Below are 21926 nucleotides of genomic sequence, written 5' to 3'. Positions count from 1 at the left end.
ATCCAATGGCGCTTAAAGTCGAACTCAAGCCAGGCGAACGCTTCATCCTCGGCGACAGCATCATCACCAATGACGACCAGCGCACCCGCCTCTTCATTGAAGGCGATGCTCCGATCCTGCGCGAAAAAGATATCCTGCGCCTCGACGACGCGGACACGCCATGCAAGAAAATCTACCTGATGCTCCAGATGATGTATCTCGCGCCCGAGCCGACCCAGCATCACGAGCTATATTTCCAACTCGTTAAAGACGTGATGGAAGCCGCGCCCAGCACGACGCCGATGCTCGATAACATCAACAATAAAATCTTAACCGGAGAATTGTATAAAGCTCTCAAGGAGACTCGAAAGCTGATCGAGTACGAGCGGGAGTTGCTGCAGAATGTCAAGACCGCATGAGGCCTACGCGAAAGCGGCCAAAACCGGAAACGACCCGAGAGAACTTGAAGCATCCGTTCTGCTGAAATCAGCGAGCAGATTGCAGCACGTGAAAGATAGCTGGGCCACTAGCGCCGGCGAGTCGGATCTCAATCCGGCGCTCCTCTATAACCGAACGCTCTGGACCATCTTCGCCACCTCCGTCACGGAAGGTGAGAGCGCACTTCCCAAGGAAGTTCGCCAGAACATAGCAAACCTTGCCATATTCATCTTCAAACGGACGGTCGAAGTTCAGGCCACACCGGCGCCCGACCTTCTGGACCCGCTCATCAACATCAATCGCCAGATCGCTGCAGGACTGCTTCAGAAAGCATCCTGACGCTTGGGCGTAATACCTGCGTTTGAAAGAATGCCCGCCTTGATTGGCGAGCAACTGGGCTCATCCCACTTTTCAGGTTAATCGGTCTGCTGATTCATGCTCTGCCAGTGAGCCTTGGCCGACGGAACCGATCCGTCCGCACCCCTGCCCCCCGTCCCGATCACCATTTCGCAACAACGACGTTCAATCCGACCGGCGTTGACGAACGGCTGACATTCTCGCGCCTGGACCGCTGATTTGCGACCGGGACGTCGTTTGACTATGAATGACGACGCGCTATGGGGGCTCGAGTGTCGTTCGAGTTATCAAGGCGCCCCATCGCTACGACACGATCGCCCGCATGAACGCACCCTGCTCCCTTCAAACCAGATAGTGATGTGAATGGCACGTAGAGGTTCGAAAAAGGGTGCAAAGCGACTTCTCATGGCAGCGGAGCCAAAGCCTGCCGTCGCCAAGCTCACGCGCGGAAATCTCCTCGCGCTGCAAGCCTTCGAGGCGGCATATCGCTTGGGCAGCTTTCGCGCCGCAGCTGATGCGCTCACCTGACGCCATCGGCCGTCAGCCACCGCATTCGCAACCTGGAACGTTTGATTGGCGACGAACTATTTGTGCGAGCCAACCGCGCTGTGACGCCGACGTCGCCCGGAAAGACGCTGGCAATAGCAACGGGGCGTGCGTTCTCCGATCTGGCCAGAGGTCTTGCCTTGAAGGATGCGCCGGGCACCCGAACCAGACTGAGGATCGCTGTCGTGCCGACCTTCCAGGCGGCCTGGCTGATACCGCGGGTCGAAAAGTTCATGTCTGCCCATTCAAACATCGAACTGGTCATCGAGAGCGTGAGCCGAGGCATCGATTTCGACAATGAACCTTTTGATGCCGCAATTTGCGGCGGCGCAGGCGAATGGCCGGGGATAACGGCTGTTCCGCTCATGAAGATTTTCACGACACCGATCTGCACACCTGCGATGTCTCGACAATTGAAACTACGGCAGCCCGCAGATTTGCGTCGCGCGACGTTGATACACGTCACAGCCTATCCACTGGCCTGGCCCGTCTGGTTCGACCACGCAGGCACGGGGGACATAAATTCACAAAGATCGATCTGGGTGGACAGCTTCGGCGCAGCGCAGGAAGCTGCTGAGTGCGGCGTTGGCGTTGCGCTCGGCCTCGATCCCCTGTTCGTCGGAAAAGAGGCGAGCGGCCAAGTCGTGCGACCACTTTCAATCAAGAAGGCCACCGGCGACTACTGGTTTGTCCATCGCCCGAAAGATGAGCGGAATCCAGCCCTGCGGGCCTTCAAGCAATGGATTATCGCAACCGCAGCCGAAGGGCGCGCCAAGATATAGGTGAATTCAGCTCACCGATATGCAGGAACGTTTCGCTTGTCCAGCACCGGGCATGTGCAACGCTCTGCTACAGCGGATCCAATTAGTCCAAACCAGATTGAGGAGCTTTCCATGGACTTGCTGCTTGACGATCGGGCGCTGGCCCAGCGCATTCTGGATCATATCGACAATAAAACCACGGATCTCGGTGATCGTTGCTGGCAGGAGCCCATCGCCAATTATCGCTCACAAGAGCGCTTTGACCTTGAGCTGGAGCGCGTTCTTCGGCGCACGCCCACCCCCTTCTGTCCTTCCGCGGCGCTGACGGAACCGGGGTCCTATGTTGCCCGTGACGCGGCGGGCGTGCCGCTGCTGGCGGTGCGGGGCGCCGATAGTGTCGTTCGCGTGTTTCGCAACGCATGCCGCCATCGCGGCGCCCAATTGGCCTGTGGCTCCGGGCGCACCAATGCTTTCGTCTGCCCCTATCATGCCTGGGCATATGGCACCGAGGGCACCTTGCGCAACATCCCGCATGAATATGGTTTTCCCGGCCTCGACAAGACAACGCACGGCCTCGTCCCGGTTCACGCGGAAGAGCGCGAGGGTATCGTCTTCGTGACTCAGGACTCGGCTTCACCGCAAATGGAACTGGGGGCGATCCCACCGCTTCTGGGGCCCGACATGAAACTGGTCTCAGTCACCGAAAATGATATCGCGGCGAACTGGAAGGTCTTCGCGGAAGGTTTTCTGGAGGGCTACCACATTTACCCGACGCATCGGGACACGTTTTACCCTGTGCAATTCGACAACCTGAACGTCATTGAGCATTTCGGCCGAAATAGCCGCGTCACTTTTCCTTATCGAAATGTCCAGAAGCTGCGGACGATCCACCCCGATCAACGCAATGTCGCGGGCACCGTCACGCATGTCTACCACATGTTTCCCAATGTGATGATCGCGACGTTCCCTAAACGGATCATCATGACCGTATTGGAACCGATCAGCATTGATGCAACCCGAACGATCACCTACACGCTCGCCGAGGCCACGACACTCGCTGGCGGCACGGCTGCCGTCGAGAACGATGCAGACTTTGTGAATCAGGGCGCCAAAGAGGACCGTGCGATCGTTGAATCGATCCAGCGAGGCTTGGCGACCGGCGCGAATGAAATGTTCGAATTCGGTTTGTTCGAAGCGGCGATCGTTCATTTTCACAGCAATCTGCACACACTGATCGGCACAAAAGCATGACTATCCATTTCGAAACAGATGGCGCCGTCGCAATCATAACAATCGACCGGCCGGAAGTGGCTAACGCCATTGACGGCCCCACGGCCACAGCGCTTGCAGAGGCTTTTCGTCGTTTTGAAGCCGACCCTGCTCTCTCCGTCGCCGTGCTGACTGGCGGCTCGGGGCGCTTTTGCGCCGGCAACGATCTGAAGTCGATGCAATCAAACGATGCAAGCCGACGGATACGAGTCGAGCGCACCGGCGATGGCCCATGTGGCGTCACTCGCATGTTGCTCAGCAAGCCCGTCATCGCCGCAGTCGAGGGCGTCGCCGTAGCGGGCGGTCTGGAAGTCGCGTGCTGGTGCGACCTTCGCGTCGCGGCGGAGGATGCGGTTTTCGGTGTCTACTGTCGGCGCTGGGGCATCCCGCTCATGGACGGCGGTACCATACGTCTGACGCGCCTCATCGGTCACAGCCGAGCTCTCGACATGCTTCTCACAGGTCGCGGCGTCTCTGGGCAGGAGGCATTGTTCTTCGGACTCGTCAATCGCCTCACTCCAAAAGGACAGGCGCTGACTGAAGCCGTCGCGTTGGCGCATCGTCTCGCGGAATTGCCCCAGGCGGCAATGCGAAGCGACCGCCTGTCGTCCTATGAACAATGGAACCTCGATTTGCCAGCCGCTCTGGAGAATGAATTCGAGCACGGCGTGGCGACCGTTGCGACGAAAGAGATGATAGGCGGCCTGGCACAATTTTCGTCGGGTAATTGGCGCGAGCGCCCCCCGACTTGAAGATCAGATGTTCAAGTCGCTGACACTTGGCGCACGGACACTCCGGAACCAGCGCCTGAAAATCAAACAGGGCGGTCACTTGGTGACCGCCCTGTCTTGGTTCCGCGCCGTTCGCTTCTGTCGCTCGTGCTGTCACTGCGAGTAAATCAGTTCAAGTCTGCGACCGCAGAAAGCTCTTACAGGAAGTTGGCCAAAGAGAGCTTCGACAGGCTCGCCGTGACCTGATAGCTCGCCTGAAGCTGTGTCATGAGTGTCGTCAATTGCGTGGCGACGGCGTAGGGATCGGCATTCTGCGTATCGGACAGAACCGTCTTGCTCGTCGAAATCTGCGTCTGAAGATTGGTCTTTGCAGAGTCGAGCGTTGACGACTTGAGCCCCAGATCCGTGATGATATTCACCACCGACTGCGCGCCCCCATCGAAGTTCAATTCCGAACCCGTGCGCTTCATCAGCTCGTTATACGATGCTGCATCGCTGACACCCGTGCCGGTGGAAGAAACCGCTGCAAGCACGGCTGCATTTTTGACCACAGTGCGGATCGCGGTCTGATCGGCGCGCGCGCCGTAAGCCATCTGCGATCCATCGCCGATTGTCGCGATGAAATTATTGCCCGCCGCACCGCTATCGTCGCCCTGATACCAGGACACCGTGTCATTGGCTGTACCGGCCACCTGCGCCGTCGCCGTCGCATAAGGCGGGCCAGCCACGCGCATGGGCGGATTGCCGAAAAAGTCGTCGCCCGCTTTCATCGCCGAAGCGGCCGCCAGCGTGGTTTTCGCTTCGCTTTGCAAGCTCGTGCCCAGCGCCGCCTGAAAATTGACTGCCGTCGTCGTGGCATCGGCGCCGATGGTGAACTCCCCTGCCCCGGGCGGCGACGCTGTGGTCGCGGTCAGCTTGACAGTGGTCGTCGTGCCGTCGGGAAGAGCAAGGTCAAGCGAGATACTATCCCCGGCGCCTGGCAAGGTCGCACCGAAAGCCACGCCGATCGCGGGCGGCGTACCTGTCGGCCCCGTGACGGTTGCGCCGGAAAGCGACGAACTGACATTGGACAGTTTGAAGCCAAACGGACTGTTTGCAGCGTCTTCGGCGATCGACACAGAGCCCGCAACCGGCGACGTCAGCGCGATGCGTCCGCTGCCATCGCCGATATCCGCCGCATTGCGCTGCTGAATAACGGTTTTCAGGCCCGCATGCGCCGTATCGCCATCGAGGATAAGGCTCGCATTCGCAACCGGCGTCGTCTGCGTATTTTTCCCGCCGAAAAGCTGACGATCGCCGACATTCAGGTTGAGCAGATCGACAACCTCATTCAGTCGCATTCCCGCGGTGATCTGAAGATTGGTCTGGCCGCCGCTCGTAATATTGAACGTGCTCGTCAGGCTGCCCGTCTTGAGTTCCGACGCGATGTCATTCAGCCGCGTCAGCGCATCGGAACTGGATTTGATCCGCAGCTGCGTGAGATTGATCGTGTCGAGATAGCTGTTCGACTGCGTGACCTGATTGTTGAGAGCGAGGACAAGATTGCGCGCATCGCCAAGCTTGGCAAAGCTGTCGGACTTCAACCCGCTCGAAAGCTGTCGCTGAAGATCGGCAAGCTGTGTCTGAAGCTGCGACATGTTGCTGCGCATGTTCAGAGACTGGGAATACGATGAAATCTGCATGGCTTTACCTTCCGATGCTCAACAGAACATCAAAGAGTTGTTTCACCGTCGTGATGACGCGTGCATTCGCCGAATAGGCATTCTGCAGCATGATCAGGTTCGACATCTCTTCGTCGATATTCACGCCTGTGTCGCCGCTGTATTTATCCTGCAGCGTATTCGTCACAACCTGCTGCGCCGAGGCGTCGGTGGACGCGGCGGCCGCCTGCGAGGATTGAACAGAAACGATGCGGCGAGCGAAGCTGTCGATCGAGCCGCTGAAAGGCGTGGCCGCGCTCCCGATACCGGTCAGCGAGGAATAGGTGCGGCTCGTATCCGTCAGCCGCGCCAGCAGATCGAGCGGCCGCGTATCATCACCGATAAGCGTTTGCGGATTGGTGCTGTAAACGACAAGCGACGTATCATCTGCGAGGACCTTCGCATTGACCGTGATGCGACCGGCAAAGCCATTGATCTGCGGCGGATTGTCGAGACTTGCAGAATAGGCCTTCTGGCCGTTGCCATCGACGAAAAGCGGCAAGCCGGTTCCGACATCGATCAATGATGTCGGCGTGATCGTTGCGCTGACCGCATTCACATCGGACGCACCCGCGCTCCCATCATCCAGGAACCGGATCGTCGAGCCGCCGGGATTGGAGACGGTGACGGACGCAGGCAAGGCCGCCTGGATATCCGCAATGATATTCGCCATCGGCTGGTTGAAGTTGACGCCGATGACCGTATCGTTCGGATTGGAAGTCGCTGTATGCGTAAGCGGCAGCGCGGAGGGATCGGTGACCTTGACGATCGTGATCTTGTGCTCTGTGCCGGCAGGCGTGTCGGTATAGGTAAGGCTGATCGTATTGCCCGACAGAAGCGCATTCGTGTCGATGTCAAAACCAGTCGCGACGTTCGGCGCCACACCGGCCGAGGCTGCCGTACCGGGAACCGTTTCTTGCGACATGGAAAGGGCAAGCTGGCTGGCAAGCTCATCGAGCTGCGCCTGCGCCTGCGGCAGAACCTTGTCGCGCATCTCGATATAGCCGGCAATGGCTCCCGAGCGGAACGCGCCTGAGGCGATCAGATCGACCGACGTCGTTCCATTCTGCAGAGTAACCGTGCCGACGGTCCGCTTGGACGGATCGATGTTATAGGCGGAGTTGGCGTCGAGGCTCGTATGCTCGTCGAAGGTGAGCTTGACGGCCTGCTTGTCGAGCAGAAGCTGCCCGCCGCCGGTGAAAATAGCAATCGTCCCGTCGTCGCGCTGGACCGTCTTGATGTCCATGAGCTTCGAAAGACTGTCGACCGCATTGTCGCGCTGATCCTGAAGATCGGCGGTCGAAATATTGCTCGCCTGGCGCTGTGCGATCTGCAGATTGAGATCGGCAACCGTCTTCAGCAATGAATTTGCCGAGGTCACAGCAGACGAAATATTGCGCTCCGCCTCCAGACGCATGCCCTGCAGCGAGCTGCTCATACTGTTGAGCTTGGACGCCATATTGGTCGCGGCATTGAGAAAAGTCTGCCGCGCCGCAGGATCGTCCGGCGAGGTCGCCACGGCCTGAAGCTTCGTCACAAGATTGGTGACGGACGAGGCCACCGACGTATCGCTGTCCGGCGCGCCGAACATCTTGTCGATGCGCGAGAGAAAGTCGGAGTAAATATTGAGCTTCGAAGTGGTGGCCGATTCCGAGCGGATCTGCTGCTGCAGGTAGCTGTTGACGTTCCGCGTCGCGGCAAGCTGCGTGACGCCGATCCCCTCGCCACCGGCAATGTTGTTCGAGACCTGCTGGACCTTGCGCGTATAGCCAGCCGTATTCGCATTCGCGATGTTGCGCGAGACGAGATCAAGGCCAGCCTGGCTCGCATTGAGCCCGCTGATGGCGCTACCGATGGCGGAATAAAGGCTCATGTAACTTCAAACCTGCTAGACGCGGTCAACTCTGGCTTATCGCTTCATGTTCAGCGTTTCCTGGATCAGCTGATCCGAGGTCGTGATGATGCGAGTGCCGGCGGTGTAGGCCTGCTGCGCAATGATGAGCTTTGAGAACTCGTCGGCGAGATCGACGTTCGACGCCTCAGTCGCCGAAGCGATGATGTCGCCCGCGCCGCCGATGATGGCCGCGCCGGAATCTTGCGTCTCGGCAAACGCCGTACCGTTCATCTTCTGCAAGGCGTTCGGATTGTTGAACTTGGCAAGCGACACCTGGAAAATGTCGATCGTCTTGCCGTTGGAATAAGTGCCTGTGACACGGCCATTTGCCGCGACGGCGACGTTCACGAGCTGACCGGATGCATAGCCATCCTGATCGATCTTGTTGACCGACACAGTGCCGTTGTTATCGGCAAACTGCGTCATATTCCCGGGGCCATGCGTCAGCGTGACATTTCCGAGATTGACGCCGTCAACCGTCAAATTGTTGATGGTCGTCGAATCCACGGCGGGGGTAAGCTGGCCCGCAGCGTTGAAGGCATAGGACTGGCCCATATTCGTCCACTTCGCGGCCGTGCCCGTCGCGCTGTCATTGGACTTGTAGAAGGCCTGCCACGTATCGCCGCCGGCCGTGCCGCCATCATTGGCAGCATTGTCGACCTTCACCCAGCGAACCTGAACGTTTACCGGATTGCCCTGCCCGTCATAAGTGGTGATGGCACCGCCCGAAACCGAACGGTCGAGGAAGTTCTGCTCGTCTGCGGCCTGCACGACGCCATCGCCCGCGCCCGTTCCAACAGGGTTGTTGGCGAAGGTCGTTCCCGCGGTGCGTTCGGCCGCGGTCTGCAACAGCTCGCTGCCCGACAGATTGGACATCGCGCTCGCATGCGCCGTCTGCGGAAACGAAGGCAGGTTTGCTGTATAGGTGATGGAGCTTGTCTGCTTGGCATTCAGAAAGCCGTTATTGATCTGAATGACCTTCGGCGTGTCGCCGACCGGATTGTTCGTGGTCGGATCGATGGCCAGGCCCTGAAGATAATAGCCGCCGCCATTGACGAGATAGCCGTTCTTGTCCATCGAGAAGTCGCCGCGCCGCGTGTAGTAGTTCACGCTCTGGAACACGGGGTTGTTGTCGACGGTCGCAACGCGTTGCGAGACGATGAAAAAGCCCTCGCCATTAATCGCCATGTTCGTGGCAACCTGCGAGGCATCGACCGAGCCCTGCACATTGTTGGTATAGCCGGGCTTGGCGACAACGGCGCCGGGCTGGTGGAAATTGGGCGAGGACGCGGTCACGATGTCGTAAAAGCTGGCATCGGTCCGTTTGAACCCGGTCGTCTGGCTGTTCGCGATATTGTCGGAGATATAGCCAAGCGCACTGGACTGCGCGCGGATGCCGGTAATCGCGGTGGTCATCGACCCAAAGAAACTCATGGCTGTCTCCATGCCTGTTGTGCCTCGGGGGCACGTCTGTTCGGGCTTTTGGGAGCAAGGACCAGGCCAAGATAAAAAATGAACAGAAACAATAACTTAAATAGACGGATAGGAACATTTAAGGGTAGTTTGGGTCCCTGCCCGGCAGGTTTTGCCGAGCGCATGCGCACCAACGATCAGCGATTGACCGCGTTAGCCTTGAACGCTTGGGACGCAAGCCCTAGTTTCGGACCCGTTCTGCCATTGCCACGCGGGGGCGAGCTTTAGCCCCGGAGAGAAAGCCGATACCCATGAAGTTCGAAGGTACAAAGAATTACGTCGCGACCGACGACCTGCGCGTTGCCGTTAACGCCTCGATAACGCTTCAGCGCCCCCTTCTCATCAAGGGCGAGCCTGGAACCGGCAAGACGGTGCTGGCCGAAGAAGTCGCAAAAGCGCTGAACGCCGAGCTGATCACCTGGAACATCAAGTCCACGACCAAGGCGCAGCAGGGTCTTTACGAATATGACGCGGTGACGCGCCTGCGCGACAGCCAGCTCGGCGATGCCCGCGTGAAGGACATCAAGAATTACATCTCCAAGGGCAAGCTCTGGGAGAGCTTCGAGCGCCCGACGCGCCCGATCCTGCTGATCGACGAAATCGACAAGGCCGACATCGAGTTCCCGAACGACTTGCTGCAGGAACTCGACCGCATGGAGTTCTACGTCTACGAGACGAACGAAACCATCAAGGCCGCACAGCGCCCGATCGTCATCATCACCTCGAACAACGAGAAGGAACTGCCGGACGCTTTCCTGCGCCGCTGCTTCTTCCACTACATCAAGTTCCCCGATGAAGACACGATGCGCGCCATCATCGAAGTCCACTTCCCCGGCCTCAAGGGCAAGCTGGTGCAGGAAGCGCTGAACATCTTCTACGAAATCCGCGAAGTGCCGGGCCTGAAGAAGAAGCCTTCGACCTCGGAACTCCTCGACTGGCTGAAGCTGCTGCTGTCGGAAGACATTTCGCCCGAAACGCTCCGCGAAAAAGACCCGACGAAGCTCATCCCGCCGCTCCATGGCGCGCTTCTGAAGAACGAGCAGGATGTGCATCTCTTCGAGCGTCTGGCATTTCTCGCCCGTCGCGAGCGGAACTAGTATTCGACCGATCAAGAGGCGTCCATGTTCGTCCATTTCTTCCATGAGCTGAAAAAGGCCAACGTCCCTGTTTCGTTGCGCGAGTATCTGATGTTGCTCGAGGCGATGGACGCCGATGTCATCGAGCGCAAGGTGGAGGATTTCTATTTCCTCTCCCGCGCGTCGCTGGTGAAGGACGAGCGCAACCTCGACAAGTTCGACCAGGTCTTCAGCCATGTCTTCAAGGGTCTCGACCTGACGCTTGAAGACCACACGACGCAACTGCCCGAAGAATGGCTGAAGGCGCTCACCGAAAAATTCCTGACAGAAGAAGAAAAAGCCGAGATCGAAAAACTCGGCGGTTGGGAAAAGATCATGGAGACGCTGAAACAGCGTCTGGAAGAACAGAAGAAGCGCCATGAGGGCGGCAACAAGATGATCGGCACGGCGGGCACCTCGCCCTTCGGCGCCAATGGCTACAATCCCGAAGGCGTGCGCATCGGCCAGAAGGAAGGCCGCCATGGCAAGGCTGTGAAGGTCTGGGACAAGCGCGAATACAAGAACCTCGACGATCAGGTCGAGCTTGGCACGCGCAACATCAAGGTGGCGCTGCGCCGCCTGCGCAAATTCGCCCGCGAAGGCGCGCCGACGGAACTCGACCTCGACGATACGATCAAGTCGACCGCCCATCACGGCTATCTCGACATCAAGATGGTCGCCGAGCGCCGCAACAAGGTGAAGCTGCTGGTGTTCTTCGACATCGGCGGTTCGATGGATAGCCACATCAAGCTCTGCGAGGAGCTTTTCTCGGCCGCCCGCACCGAATTCAAGAACATGGAATATTTCTATTTCCACAACTGCCTTTACGAAGGCGTGTGGAAGGACAATCGTCGCCGTCACAATGAAAAGATGAACACCTGGGACGTGCTGCACAAGTTCCCGGCCGACTACAAGGTCGTCTTCGTCGGTGACGCCACCATGTCGCCTTATGAAATCACCTATGCGGGCGGCTCGGTCGAGCATTGGAACGAAGAAGCAGGCGCTCTCTGGCTCGAACGCGTGACGCAGATTTACGAAAGTGCCATCTGGCTCAACCCCGTGCCGGAGCGGCATTGGGAATACACGCCCTCTCTCCAGATCATCAAGCAGATCATGGGCGAGCGTATGTATCCGCTGACGCTGGAAGGTCTCGACAAGGGCATGCGCGAGCTGTCGCGCTAACGCCGCTCGTCTCGCGCAATCTTTCCGTCGACGAGATAGACGTTGCGCGGTGTGGCACGCGCGAAGCTTTCTTCATGCGTGACGGCGATCACCGTCCGCCCCTGCTCGCTTACGAGGCGCGCAAAGATATCCTGCACGATCTGGCTGTTTTTCGTATCGAGATTGCCGGTCGGTTCATCGGCAAGAATAAGCGCCGGATCATTGGCCAGCGCGCGAGCTATGGCCGCTCGCTGCCTCTGCCCGCCTGAAAGCTGATCCGGTCGCTTCGTCATCTGGTCGGCCATATCGAGATCAATGAGAAGCTTGCGCGCCCGAGCCTCTATCTCGTCATGCGTCAACTCACCGAGCCGCCGCATCGGCAGCTTCACGTTGTCGATGACGGAAAACTCCGGCAGCAGGAAGTGGAACTGGAAGACGAAACCAATCTTCTTCAAACGAAGCGCCGCCAGCACATCCGAATTGAGTCCGGATGTATGTTCGCCATCGAGCAACACCTCTCCCGATGTCGGCACGTCGAGCAGGCCAAGCAGATAGAGAAGCGACGACTTTCCTGAGCCGGATGGTCCTGTCACACTCAGAAACTCGCCCTTCTGCACCACCAGATCGATGTCTCGAACAAGCGTGACCGGCACCGTTGCCGGCAGAATGCGCGTAACGCCGCGCGCTTCGACAAGGGGCGCCGGTTCCCCACTCATGCCGCGCCCCGGATGATCTCGACCGGACGCACCTTCGCCGCCTTGCGTGCCGGATACCATGCCGCTGCGACCGCCGAGAGAACCGAGAAGAATCCACCGATCGCAAATTGATAGAAACCGTAATCGAGGACAAAGCCCTGCCGGTCGCTGACGCCGGGAACCGTGAATTTTATCGACGCCAGAATTTGCAGAAGCCCGAGCCCGATCGCCCATCCGACTAGCATCCCGAGAACGCCGACGATCACGCCTTGAATGAGAAAAATGCTCTGAACATCGGCGCCGCGAAATCCCATCGACATCAGGATCGCTATGTCGCGCCGCTTCTCGAGCACCACAGTTGAAATGATGTTGAAGATCCCGAACGAGGCGACCACCATGATCGCGCCGACGATCGAATAGGTGATCGCGTTACGGATCACGAAAAGCCCCAGAATGTCCCGGTTGACCTCCTGCCATGAGTCCGAACGATAGCTCCAGCGGCTCTCGATCTGCACCGCAACGGTTTCGGCGATATTCGGATCCGGCAATCGAATGCGTATCTGGTTTGCAATGAACGGCTTGCCAAGCAGCACCTGCGCATTTTTGAGAAGCACATAGACCTGCCCTTCATCGAGCAGAAGATTGCCCATGTGAAAGATGCCCACTACTTTCATCGGCTTGACGAGCCCGGTCGGCGAAATGACGGTGGCGAGATCGTCGAGATTAAGGCCGAGCTTCGTGGCCATGCCCTGCCCGATCACGATGCCGTCAGCGGTCGTCCGCAGACGCATCAGGCTCCCCTCCTTCATATCCTCCTCGACCTTTGTAAGGAGCTTCTCCTTTTCCGGATCGATGCCGGCGACGGACGCGCTCACATCCTTGTTGGCATAACGCACGATAAGCTGTCCGGTCAGCGCAGCCTCTGCAACGACACCCGGCCGCTGCGAAAGCTCTTCGACCTTGGCGCCGTAGTTCTTGATCCCGCGCAGATATTCGCGCGGCTTCGTATGTGCGAGCGAAACCGCACCGTTGGGAAAAACCGAAAAGATCGGTTGTTGCGCCGGATTGCGAAACTCGTCCTTGATCGTGATATGCGGCGCGTTGTTGACGAGCCTGTCGACGAAGTCCTTTTCGGAACCGCTCATGATGCTTGCGGTAGCGACAAAAAATCCGACGCCCAGCGCCACACCGAGAACGGAGACAACCGTCTGCCGCCGCCTGTTTGTCAGCTGCGCGAGTGCGATGTCGATGCCAACGCGCCAGAACATGAGATCACGATCCCGAAGACGTACGTATCCGCACGCCATCTTTGAGCCCCGTCGATGGATCGATAATGACAGCCGCATCGTCGGCAAGCCCGGACAGGATTTCTGCCTTGTCGTTGCCAACGACCCCGACGACGACCTTCTGCCGACGCGCACGACCGTCAGCCACGGTCCAGACAGCTCCATCGACAAGCGCCGACACCGGCACCAGAAGCGCATTGTCGTTACGGCGCACGACGATATTGATCTCGCTCGTCATCCCCGAGCGCAGCGGCGTGTCGGCCGGCAAATCGATATGCACCCGATATGTGCGCGCGATAGGGTCTCCATAGGGCGTAATATCACTCACGATGCCCTTGAGCGCCTGCCCCGCAAAGGCATCCGCCCGGATCAATGTTTCCTGGCCGATTTTTATTTTCGTGATGTCTTCTTCATCAACCTCGGCGTCGATCTGCAGCGCAGATGGATCTCCGACGATAAACAGCGTTTGTTGAGGCTGCACCATGTCGCCGACCTTGAGTTGCTGCTCCGATCGAAGCACAACGCCTGCCATGGGCGCACGAATGAAATGATCGTCGAGCCGGGCCTTTGCCGCGTCGAGCAATCCCTGCGCCGCGCTGAGATTGCTTTCAGCCTGATCGAGCGCCGCAATGCTGATATCTCGCATGCGGCGAAGCTTCCGCGCCCGTTCGACATCTGCCTGCGCGAGAACGAGCTTCGCCTGAAGTTGCCTCACATTCGAAGCGTCTTCCGTTTCGTCGGTGACAGCAAGAACGTCACCCTTCGCAACCGGATCGCCCTCTTTCACCTGAACCTCGGTTACCCGCCCCGCAAGCTTGGAGCCGGTCTGCGCGTAATGAACAGGTTCGACAGTGCCCGTCGCATACACAGCCTCGACGGCAGGTCCACGCAAGGGTTTGACTGTATGAAGAGCGGGTGCGCGCAGAAAGACGACCAAACCGACTATCGCGAGCACCGCGAAGGCGATGGCCACCTGAACTGATCGTTTTCTCATCACATTCAGCAAGAGAACCTCGATTTCAATGATCCCTCTTGTATAGACTTATGCTACCCGTGTCCGGCCTGTGAGGGGAATTTGGAAGTCACAGCATCGCAGAGAGGGGAAGGAGCGTCATGCGCACAAAGATCATTCGAGGGTTCGCCTGGCTGGATCTGGCCGTTACGGTGCCGTTCAGCTTGCCGATTATTGCTGAAATAGCGATCACGCTGATCTACCGCCTCGATGCAAAGCTGAACTTTGGCTCTCCACTCCCTGCTTTCGACTCGTTGCAAATGATGTTCGTTCACATCATGGGCGTGCTCGGCGTCATATGGGCGCTGGCGCGGATCGCGTCGCCGACCGAACTGCTGGCACGTCTGGATGCGCTTGGCCGGCTGGTGGTCGCCGCTTTCATCATCCATGCGATCACATGGGGTGCATCGCCCGTGCTCTGGCTTCTCGTGGCAACGGAGCTGGCTGGAAGCGCGGCACAACTCGCCCCAAGAACAAAGGCTCAGTGAAAGTCGCGGCTTTTCGGCACGAACCGCGCGGCGCGCAATTGCTGCTCCTCATGAAGCGCAATCCGCCGTTCACGGGGGTCGGGGCCATCATGTGCAACATCTGCGCGCGCGAGATTGGCGTCGCCGATTTCATGCGTCGTTGAAATCGTCGACAGTTCATAAGTAAGGTCCTCGATTTCATCCGCGATGATGTGAGTGACGATACCCTCTTTCTGCACGCGCCCCTTGATGCCAAATAGCCGTGAAGTCAGCACAATGCGCCGATAGCGCTCATAGGTTTTGGGCCAAATGATGATATTGGCAATGCCCGTTTCATCCTCGAGCGTCGCAAAGATAACCCCGCTTGCAGTTCCCGGCCGCTGACGCACGAGCACCAACCCGGCAAGCCTCACGCGCGTATTCGGCGCCACCGTTTTCAACTTGTCATTGGTGATAACACCGCGCGCAGCAAATCGGTTGCGCAGAAACGTCAATGGATGTGCCTTGAGTGACAGGCGCAGCGTCGCATAGTCGAGCACGACATGCTCTCCAAGCGGCATGGATGGCAGCGCCACCTCTTCCTCGCGTTGAAAGCCTCCTTCTTCCAGCGCAGCGAATAAGGGCAATATTGCAGGCTTCACCCCGCTCTGTCCATCGCCGTAACCGCCAAGCCCTCGCACCGCCCAAAGCGCCGCGCGCCTGTCGAGGCCGATGGAACGGAACGCATCGGCATCGGCCAGCCGTTCGATGACGCGCGGCGTCAGCCCCGTGCGCAGCCAGAGATGCCGCACGGAATCAAAGCCTCGTTCGCGCGCGGCCATGATCGCGTTGCCGGTCGTTTCCTGAATGCCCTTCACCTGCCGCAAACCGAGCCGCACGGCACGCAGCCGCTTGCCCCCCACTTTCTCCAGCGTGCAATCCCAATCGCTGTGATTGATATCCACGCCGCGCATTTCAACGCCATGCTCTTTCGCGTCGCGGACGAGTTGAGCTGCCGCATAAAATCCCATTGGTTGGGAGTTCAGGATGGCCGCGCAAAAGACATCCGGGTAATGGCACTTGATCCAGGCTGAAACATAGACAAGCAGCGCGAAGCTCGCCGCATGGCTTTCGGGGAAACCGTAATCGGCAAAGCCTTCAATCTGCTTGAAGCAGCGTTCAGTAAAATCGCGTTCATAACCATTTTCGATCATGCCGTTGATAAACTTGTCGCGATACTGAACAATGTTTCCGACCCGACGAAAAGCCGCCATGGCGCGACGCAACTCGTCCGCTTCACCCGGCGTGAAGCCAGCCGCAACAATAGCGATCTTCATCGCCTGTTCCTGAAAAAGCGGTACGCCTCGTGTTCTTTCCAAAACCTCTTTCAACTGAGGAGATGGATATTTTATCTCGTTAGGATTTTTTTTTCGATTTTTGAGATAAGGATGCACCATCCCGCCTTGAATGGGACCGGGACGGACAATGGCCACCTCAACAACGAGATCATAAAAACTGTCCGGCTTTAAACGCGGCAACATTGACATCTGCGCCCGGCTTTCGACCTGAAAAACACCTACTGAGTCCGCCTCGCATAGCATCTTATAAACGGCTTTATCGTTCTGCGGCACGGTTGCAAGATCAAGCTTCCGCCCATGGTGCTTTTCAAGCATGACGAACGCCTTTTGGATGCAGGTGAGCATGCCGAGCGCCAGAACATCGACTTTCAAAATGCCGAGTTCGTCGAGATCGTCCTTATCCCATTCGACGAAAGTGCGTTCCTCCATCGCGGCATTGCCGATAGGGACAACCTCGTCGAGCGGCCCCTTGGTGATGACAAAGCCGCCGACATGCTGGGAAAGATGTCGGGGAAAGCCCAGCAACTCACGCGAAAGCTCCAATGCCATGAAAAGACGCTGATCCTGCGGATCGAGCCCGGTCTTGCGCGCGTCATCCTCGGAAATTCCCTGGTTCGACCAGCCCCATGTCGAGCGCGACAGAGCATGAACGACATCTTCCGACAGGCCGAAGACTTTCCCAACATCGCGAATAGAACTGCGCGAACGATAGGAAATGACGGTCGCAGCAATCCCCGCGCGGTCGCGACCATATTTGCCATAGATATACTGCATCACCTCTTCGCGTCGCTCATGCTCAAAATCGACGTCGATATCCGGCGGCTCGTTGCGATCGGCAGAGACAAAACGTTCAAAGAGAAGTTCAACTTCCCTCGGATCGACCGAGGTAATACCCAGACAATAACACACAGCGGAATTCGCCGCAGAGCCGCGCCCCTGACAAAGAATCTTTAGCTCGCGCGCCTTGCGCACAATGTCATGAACGGTCAGGAAATAAGGCGCATATTCTTTCTGCCTGATGATGTCGAGTTCCTTGCGAATCGTTTCCTCGATCTTCTTCGGCGTGCCTTCGGGAAATTTTTCTTCAGCCCCCTGCCATGCAAGACGTCCGAGCAATTCCTGCGGCGTCTCATCTTTCGAAAACGTATCGGCGGGATATTCATATTTAAGTTCGCTGAGCGAAAACCGGCAACGCTCCATGATGGCGAGACTTTGAGCGAGCGCGTCGGGAGCATATGAAAGCAGCCGGGCCATTTCCGCGCCTGTCTTGATATGCCGCTCGGCATTGGCTTCAAGACGAAGCCCAGCTTCTTCAAGCGTGCAATGCTCTCGAATACAGGTGAGGACATCCTGTAAAGGTCTGCGCTCAGGCGCGTGATAAAGCACATCGTTTGTCGCGACGAGCGGCACACGCGCTTCATGCGCCAATTTCTTCAATGCCAGAAAACGCCGCCCGTCGCTGCCATCGTAATGCGGAGAGAGCGCCAGCCAGACCGCGTGCGGAAACGATTGCGAAAGAAATTTCAGCGCCTCGCCAAATGCTACGTCGACATTTGCCGCAGGCATGGCGATGAAACATTGCCCCTCGCCGTAAACGAGGATATCCGCAAGAGTGAGATGACACTCACCTTTGAGCGCACGCCTGTTACCGAGCGTCAGAAGCTTCGCCAACCGACCATAAGCGGCGCGATCTTGCGGATAGGCAATCACCTCGAAACCATCCACTGTCACGAGCCGTGCGCCGACGAGAAGCCTGACACCATACTTTTTCGCCGACGCATGCGCGCGCACGATACCAGCCAGCGTATTGCGATCCGCGACACCGATGGCTTCAAGCTCAAGCGCTTTTGCCGTCAGCACAAGCTCATCAGCATGCGAGCCGCCGCGCAGGAAGCTGAAATTCGTGGTGACGGCAAGTTCGGCAAAGCGTGTCATCCGAACATCCCATGAATATACCAATGAGGCGGCTCTGCATCGCGCTCGTAAAGCCCGTCGCGATAAAGCCAGAAGCGACGGCCATTCACGTCTTCAACGCGGTAATAATCGCGTGTGCGGCCATGCCCGCTGCGCCACCATTCAGGTGCAATCCGTTCCGGCCCTTCAGCGCGCTTGATCTGATAGAGAACACGCCGCCAGCGAAAATTGCGTGGCGGGCCTTCGGGGATTTCCGCCATCACCTCTATCGGCTCGGCGGCGGCAAACATGCGCAAAGGCCGCCCCATCGCGCCGTCGAGTTGCTGCAATTCTCCTATGCGCCAATCGCCCGGAGAAACGGGTTCGGATTTTTTGATGCATGGCATGGATGCGACGGCCTGTTCTGGAACATGGCTCGCACGAGGATAAAGCCTCTTGACCCGCGCCGGCCCGAACCTGTTGCCGAGCCGGTCGATGAGAATTTCAATATCGCGATCTGTGCCCCCCTCGCCTGTCAGCGCGCTTTGCGCATGGACGAGAGAATCCACGGCAAGCGCTGCAAGGCTCATTGCCTCGATGCCGTAACCCGCATCGAAATCGTCGCCCCCCTGCTGAAGCTTCTCGCGGAAAAGTCGCGCCAGATGCGACGGCATTCGCGACGCTGCGCTGGTGCCTGCGAATATTGTCGTCACCTCGCCATCGACGCGGAAAAGCTTCAACTCAAGCCGCCGCGCGCCCTTGTGATAACGCTCCAGCAAAACGCAAAGCTCTTCGGCAAGGCGCTGCGTCGCCGTTTCGATATCCTCGACGCGCACAAGCCCTTCGGCAAAGATGAGCCGCGCACGATAAGGCACCAGCGGCAGCTCAGGCGAAATCGGCTCTGCGGCGAAACCGAGCGCCTCGTCGAGCCGCAGCGCAACGCTGCGCCCAAACCGCGCAGTCACCGGCGCGCGCGCACGTCCATAAAGGTCGCCGATACGCTTCAGGCCGAGCCGGGCGAGAGCATCGACCGTATCGCCGGAGAGGCGCAACGCCGCAACGGGAAGCGCTGCCAATGCGCGCTCCTCCTCGCCCTTCGGCAATATGCAGACAGCCGCCTCTCCGAACCGCGCCAGCGCCCATGCCGCGCCCGGCGTTGAAGCCGCCGCAACGCGCGCGCGAATATGAAATCCCCGAAACCGCGAAACGAGATCGTCGAGAAGCGCTGCTTCTCCGCCGAAGAGATGATCGCAGCCGGTAATGTCCATGAGAATACCGTCAGGCTCTTCCCCCACCCCGCAAGAATCCGGCGTAGTCCAGGGCGTGTAGCGCCCGCACCAATCGGCAAGCCGCTTCAGCGCCGCGCGATCGGCTTCAAAATCGGCGGGACGCACATCAAGTCCGGGATAAAGCGCCATCGCATCGGCAACGCGCTGGCCTATGCCGATCCCCTCTTGCGCCGCAGCTTGCGTCCGCGCCGTGATCCGCAAACCGCCCTGACCCGGCATGGCGAAGGCAAGTGCGGCCCGCCGCGAGGGCCTGTCCGGCTGTCTCTCAAGGGCGCGACAAAATCGGTCCACTGGCCAATGCGGCAGGAAAACCGCAGCGATCCGCCGTTGCTCGCTCATAAGACGAGACCTTGATTGGAACAAAAAGAGAACATATGAAATGTGACTCACAGGCCATCCGAAAGCGAGTCGAATCTCGAAAAACTCTTGGCCCCCGTTTCGCCTTCTTCACGGCTAGAATTATGTGAGTTGATGAAAATGGAGACGAAGATGAAGCGAGCTTTGTGGATAGGCGCCCTTCTGGGCCTTGGCTTCAGCCTGTCGGCTTGCGCCGACCGTGCGGCCGAGCAGGCAAGGCTCGACACAATCGATAATCAGAATTGCATCGACCTCGGCTTCAAGCCCGGAACCGAGCCTTACGGAAACTGCCGCCTCAAGCTGAAGGAAATTCGCGCCAAACAGGAAGGCTACCAGTCTCCCGCCGTGAACTTCGGCTTCGGAATGGGCGTTTCGAAGGGCTTCTAATTCGACAGGAGGTGCATATGCATAAATGGATGGCTCTGGCGGCGCTTCTCATGATGACGGCCTGCGTAAGCCCCGAACAGCAAGCCGCCATGAATGCGGCTCAGCAACAGGCCGACGCCCGCGAATGCCAGAACTACGGCTTCAAGCCCGGCACGGAGAGCTTTGGAAATTGCATGCTGAAGCTGAAGGAAATCCGTGCGCAGGAAGCGAACACCGAAGAAATCCGGCGCGCCAGCATACCCTCGCCCTGGTGGCCTTACGGTCCCTATGGCCCTTACGGCCCGCGCGGCTATTGGTAATCACCCGGCACGCCTGAAACGCAACGCAGAGGCCGTACGCGATGCATCGGCAAGGGATGCGTCGCGCAAGGCCCTCGTCCGCGCATCCCATTCGACAAGCCATTCACGGTCGACCATTCCGCCTTGCGCACCGCCACGGCAACGCTCAAGACGCACATGCCAGCGCGGTCGCCCGATCATCTCTGCAAGCCCCTTGATCTCGACAGTCGGACTGCTCGACGCAGCCGCGACACGCCAGCGCGTGACGGCGGCACTCGCGCCCGCACTTGCATGGCCCGTGAGCAAAAATGCCGGCATGCCTTTTTCTTCCGCCGCAAGCTGAAGCCTGCGCGTGGCCGTCAGATCGAGACGAGATGCGCGCCCGTCAATCTCACCGATGACGGCAGCAAAAGCGCCGAGACGCAGCGCCTCTTCCATCGTCCAGAGGAGATCGACCTCGCGCGGCGGCGCAACGAGGATGAGCCCTTTGGGATCAAGCCCGAAAGCGGCAAGACCCGGCCCGTAAAGCGCACCGACATCGAAAGGCGCACGCCCCCCTTCGCACCACAGAACCGGCGCATCCACCGTTTCCATGCAGCGGGCCGCCAATGCCGCAGCAAAGCCCAGAGCCGCACCCATGTCGCGATAATCGACCGCAACCACCTCATGCAGCGCCCCGCGTTTAAGGCCGCCACCGGGCAAGGCGGCGTCGATCTCGGGCGCACCGAATGTCACAACGCCAGACATCGCATCCTGACCGTCCAGCCGCGGGCCAACCGCCTCGACCTCGGCGATGCGCGCGCGCAACTCAGCGATAAGCCCAGCTTTTGACGCCGCAGACATGGCACAACCTGACTATATGTTCACTGTTTGTTCTATAACTCTCGCTATCTGGAGTCAATCGCTCCAAACTCAAACCGCGTGTGCGACACCCCAATAATTGAAGCCCGCAAAACGCGGCGTCGAGGGCAGGTACATTGTTTCCAGACCGGAAATCTTGAAGCCCGATCCTTCAATGATCGCGGGCATCTTCCGGTTGAGATTGCAGCCGCCGAAAAGCACTTTCCATACCGGGTTGATCCGGTTCTGCCACGCCAGCACATCGGCGTCCGGCGCTGCGCCATGCTCACAGAAAACGAGCTTGCCGCCCGGCTTCAACACGCGGCGCATACCCGCCAGCGCCTGCATGGGATCGGGAATGGTGCAAAGGCTGAAGGTGACGAGAACCGTATCGACGCTCTGATCGGCGAGCGGAATCTGCTCGCCCGGAAGGCCGACAAACTCGACGGGAAAGGCAACGTCTTTCGCCCGCTCACCGGCAAGCTTCCACGAGGCTTCGGACGGATCGAGGCCGATCACCTTCTTGACCTTCGACGCGTCGTAATAGGGAAGGTTCAGCCCCGTCCCGATGCCGATTTCAAGAACGGTACCTTCGCAAAGCGGCACCACCTTCTTGCGCTGATAGCGGATCGGCTTTGAGCCGCATGCACAGTTGATGATG

21 protein-coding genes are annotated in these 21926 nt (G+C 58.7%); 11 read left to right on the top strand and 10 right to left on the bottom strand.

The features are described 5' to 3' along the window. Positions 1 to 5 precede the first annotated feature (5 nt). The 6 genes from flbT to WA943_RS07595 all read left to right on the top strand — a co-directional run bounded on the left by flbT (position 6) and on the right by WA943_RS07595 (position 4102). Positions 6 to 398, top strand: a complete 393-nt coding sequence (gene flbT, locus WA943_RS07620) for a flagellar biosynthesis repressor FlbT (protein WP_424469265.1) — start codon at positions 6 to 8, stop codon at positions 396 to 398. Further along, positions 382 to 756 carry a flagellar biosynthesis regulator FlaF gene (gene flaF, locus WA943_RS07615; RefSeq protein ID WP_424469264.1) on the top strand — a complete coding sequence of 125 codons (375 nt, stop codon included), beginning with the start codon at positions 382 to 384 and terminating at the stop codon, positions 754 to 756. The genes flbT and flaF overlap by 17 nt, the downstream gene beginning before the upstream one ends. Positions 757 to 1179: 423 nt before the next feature. Continuing rightward, on the top strand, positions 1180 to 1302 hold the full coding sequence (locus tag WA943_RS07610) for a hypothetical protein (RefSeq protein ID WP_424469263.1): 123 nt from the start codon (positions 1180 to 1182) through the stop codon (positions 1300 to 1302). A gap of 41 nt (positions 1303 to 1343) precedes the next feature. Next, entirely contained in the window at positions 1344 to 2102 is a 759-nt protein-coding gene (locus tag WA943_RS07605; protein ID WP_424469262.1) for a LysR substrate-binding domain-containing protein, read from the top strand. A 111-nt stretch (positions 2103 to 2213) separates the two neighbouring features. Continuing rightward, entirely contained in the window at positions 2214 to 3332 is a 1119-nt protein-coding gene (locus tag WA943_RS07600) for an aromatic ring-hydroxylating oxygenase subunit alpha (RefSeq protein WP_424469261.1), read from the top strand. Further along, a complete protein-coding gene (locus WA943_RS07595) occupies positions 3329 to 4102 on the top strand; it encodes a crotonase/enoyl-CoA hydratase family protein (protein ID WP_424469260.1) in 774 nt (257 codons plus the stop codon). The genes WA943_RS07600 and WA943_RS07595 overlap by 4 nt, the downstream gene beginning before the upstream one ends. Positions 4103 to 4278: 176 nt before the next feature. Here WA943_RS07595 and WA943_RS07590 read toward each other — a convergent pair whose 3' ends face one another. From WA943_RS07590 to WA943_RS07580, 3 genes are read right to left on the bottom strand one after another with little or no spacing between them, the layout of a single operon-like run. Next, positions 4279 to 5763: a flagellin gene (locus WA943_RS07590; RefSeq protein WP_424469259.1), complete on the bottom strand. Its 1485-nt coding sequence runs from the start codon at positions 5761 to 5763 to the stop codon at positions 4279 to 4281. Positions 5764 to 5767: 4 nt separating this feature from the next. Next, entirely contained in the window at positions 5768 to 7654 is a 1887-nt protein-coding gene (flgK, locus tag WA943_RS07585) for a flagellar hook-associated protein FlgK (protein WP_424469258.1), read from the bottom strand. Between the two features lie 36 nt (positions 7655 to 7690). Then, on the bottom strand, positions 7691 to 9109 hold the full coding sequence (locus WA943_RS07580; RefSeq protein WP_424469257.1) for a flagellar hook protein FlgE: 1419 nt from the start codon (positions 9107 to 9109) through the stop codon (positions 7691 to 7693). A 290-nt stretch (positions 9110 to 9399) separates the two neighbouring features. On the opposite strand from WA943_RS07580, the gene WA943_RS07575 reads away from it, so the two are divergent. Together WA943_RS07575 and WA943_RS07570 are read left to right on the top strand one after the other, a co-directional pair. After that, entirely contained in the window at positions 9400 to 10245 is an 846-nt protein-coding gene (locus WA943_RS07575) for an AAA family ATPase (protein ID WP_293552871.1), read from the top strand. 24 nt (positions 10246 to 10269) lie between these two features. Continuing rightward, positions 10270 to 11445, top strand: coding sequence for a vWA domain-containing protein (locus tag WA943_RS07570; RefSeq protein WP_424469256.1), 1176 nt, complete (start codon positions 10270 to 10272; stop codon positions 11443 to 11445). Here the strand turns inward: WA943_RS07570 and WA943_RS07565 are convergent. The 3 genes from WA943_RS07565 to WA943_RS07555 are packed head-to-tail and all read right to left on the bottom strand — an operon-like array spanning position 11442 to position 14399. After that, the gene (locus WA943_RS07565; RefSeq protein WP_424469255.1) at positions 11442 to 12140 is read right to left on the bottom strand and encodes an ABC transporter ATP-binding protein; all 699 of its coding nucleotides are present in this window, start codon (positions 12138 to 12140) and stop codon (positions 11442 to 11444) included. The two genes, WA943_RS07570 and WA943_RS07565, sit on opposite strands and share 4 nt — an antisense overlap. Beyond that, positions 12137 to 13387, bottom strand: a complete 1251-nt coding sequence (locus WA943_RS07560; protein WP_424469254.1) for an ABC transporter permease — start codon at positions 13385 to 13387, stop codon at positions 12137 to 12139. Before WA943_RS07560 ends, WA943_RS07565 begins: the two co-directional genes overlap by 4 nt. 4 nt (positions 13388 to 13391) lie before the next feature. After that, positions 13392 to 14399: an efflux RND transporter periplasmic adaptor subunit gene (locus WA943_RS07555; protein WP_424469253.1), complete on the bottom strand. Its 1008-nt coding sequence runs from the start codon at positions 14397 to 14399 to the stop codon at positions 13392 to 13394. Between the two features lie 119 nt (positions 14400 to 14518). Here WA943_RS07555 and WA943_RS07550 point away from each other — a divergent pair, with 119 nt between their 5' ends. Then, on the top strand, positions 14519 to 14905 hold the full coding sequence (locus WA943_RS07550) for a hypothetical protein (RefSeq protein ID WP_424469252.1): 387 nt from the start codon (positions 14519 to 14521) through the stop codon (positions 14903 to 14905). On the opposite strand, the gene WA943_RS07545 is transcribed toward WA943_RS07550, so the two are convergent. Both WA943_RS07545 and WA943_RS07540 read right to left on the bottom strand, forming a co-directional pair. Beyond that, entirely contained in the window at positions 14899 to 18156 is a 3258-nt protein-coding gene (locus WA943_RS07545) for an error-prone DNA polymerase (RefSeq protein WP_424469251.1), read from the bottom strand. The two genes, WA943_RS07550 and WA943_RS07545, sit on opposite strands and share 7 nt — an antisense overlap. Continuing rightward, positions 18153 to 19742 (bottom strand): Y-family DNA polymerase, encoded by a 1590-nt coding sequence (locus WA943_RS07540; protein ID WP_424469250.1) that lies wholly within the window; start codon positions 19740 to 19742, stop codon positions 18153 to 18155. Before WA943_RS07540 ends, WA943_RS07545 begins: the two co-directional genes overlap by 4 nt. A 150-nt stretch (positions 19743 to 19892) precedes the next feature. On the opposite strand from WA943_RS07540, the gene WA943_RS07535 reads away from it, so the two are divergent. Further along, positions 19893 to 20147: a hypothetical protein gene (locus tag WA943_RS07535; protein ID WP_424469249.1), complete on the top strand. Its 255-nt coding sequence runs from the start codon at positions 19893 to 19895 to the stop codon at positions 20145 to 20147. A 17-nt stretch (positions 20148 to 20164) separates the two neighbouring features. Further along, positions 20165 to 20446, top strand: a complete 282-nt coding sequence (locus tag WA943_RS07530; RefSeq protein ID WP_424469248.1) for a hypothetical protein — start codon at positions 20165 to 20167, stop codon at positions 20444 to 20446. On the opposite strand, the gene WA943_RS07525 is transcribed toward WA943_RS07530, so the two are convergent. Both WA943_RS07525 and WA943_RS07520 read right to left on the bottom strand, forming a co-directional pair. After that, the gene (locus WA943_RS07525) at positions 20447 to 21268 is read right to left on the bottom strand and encodes an ImuA family protein (RefSeq protein ID WP_424469247.1); all 822 of its coding nucleotides are present in this window, start codon (positions 21266 to 21268) and stop codon (positions 20447 to 20449) included. 69 nt (positions 21269 to 21337) lie between these two features. Then, positions 21338 to 21926 (bottom strand): class I SAM-dependent methyltransferase (locus WA943_RS07520; protein ID WP_424469246.1); only part of this gene is annotated, 589 nt, incomplete at its 5' end.

The sequence above is a fragment of the Parvibaculum sp. genome (assembly GCF_049651025.1).
GTDB lineage: Bacteria > Pseudomonadota > Alphaproteobacteria > Parvibaculales > Parvibaculaceae > Parvibaculum.
The sequence above is the reverse complement of the archived record's forward strand: the minus strand, read 5'-3'. Positions and strand labels throughout refer to the sequence as shown.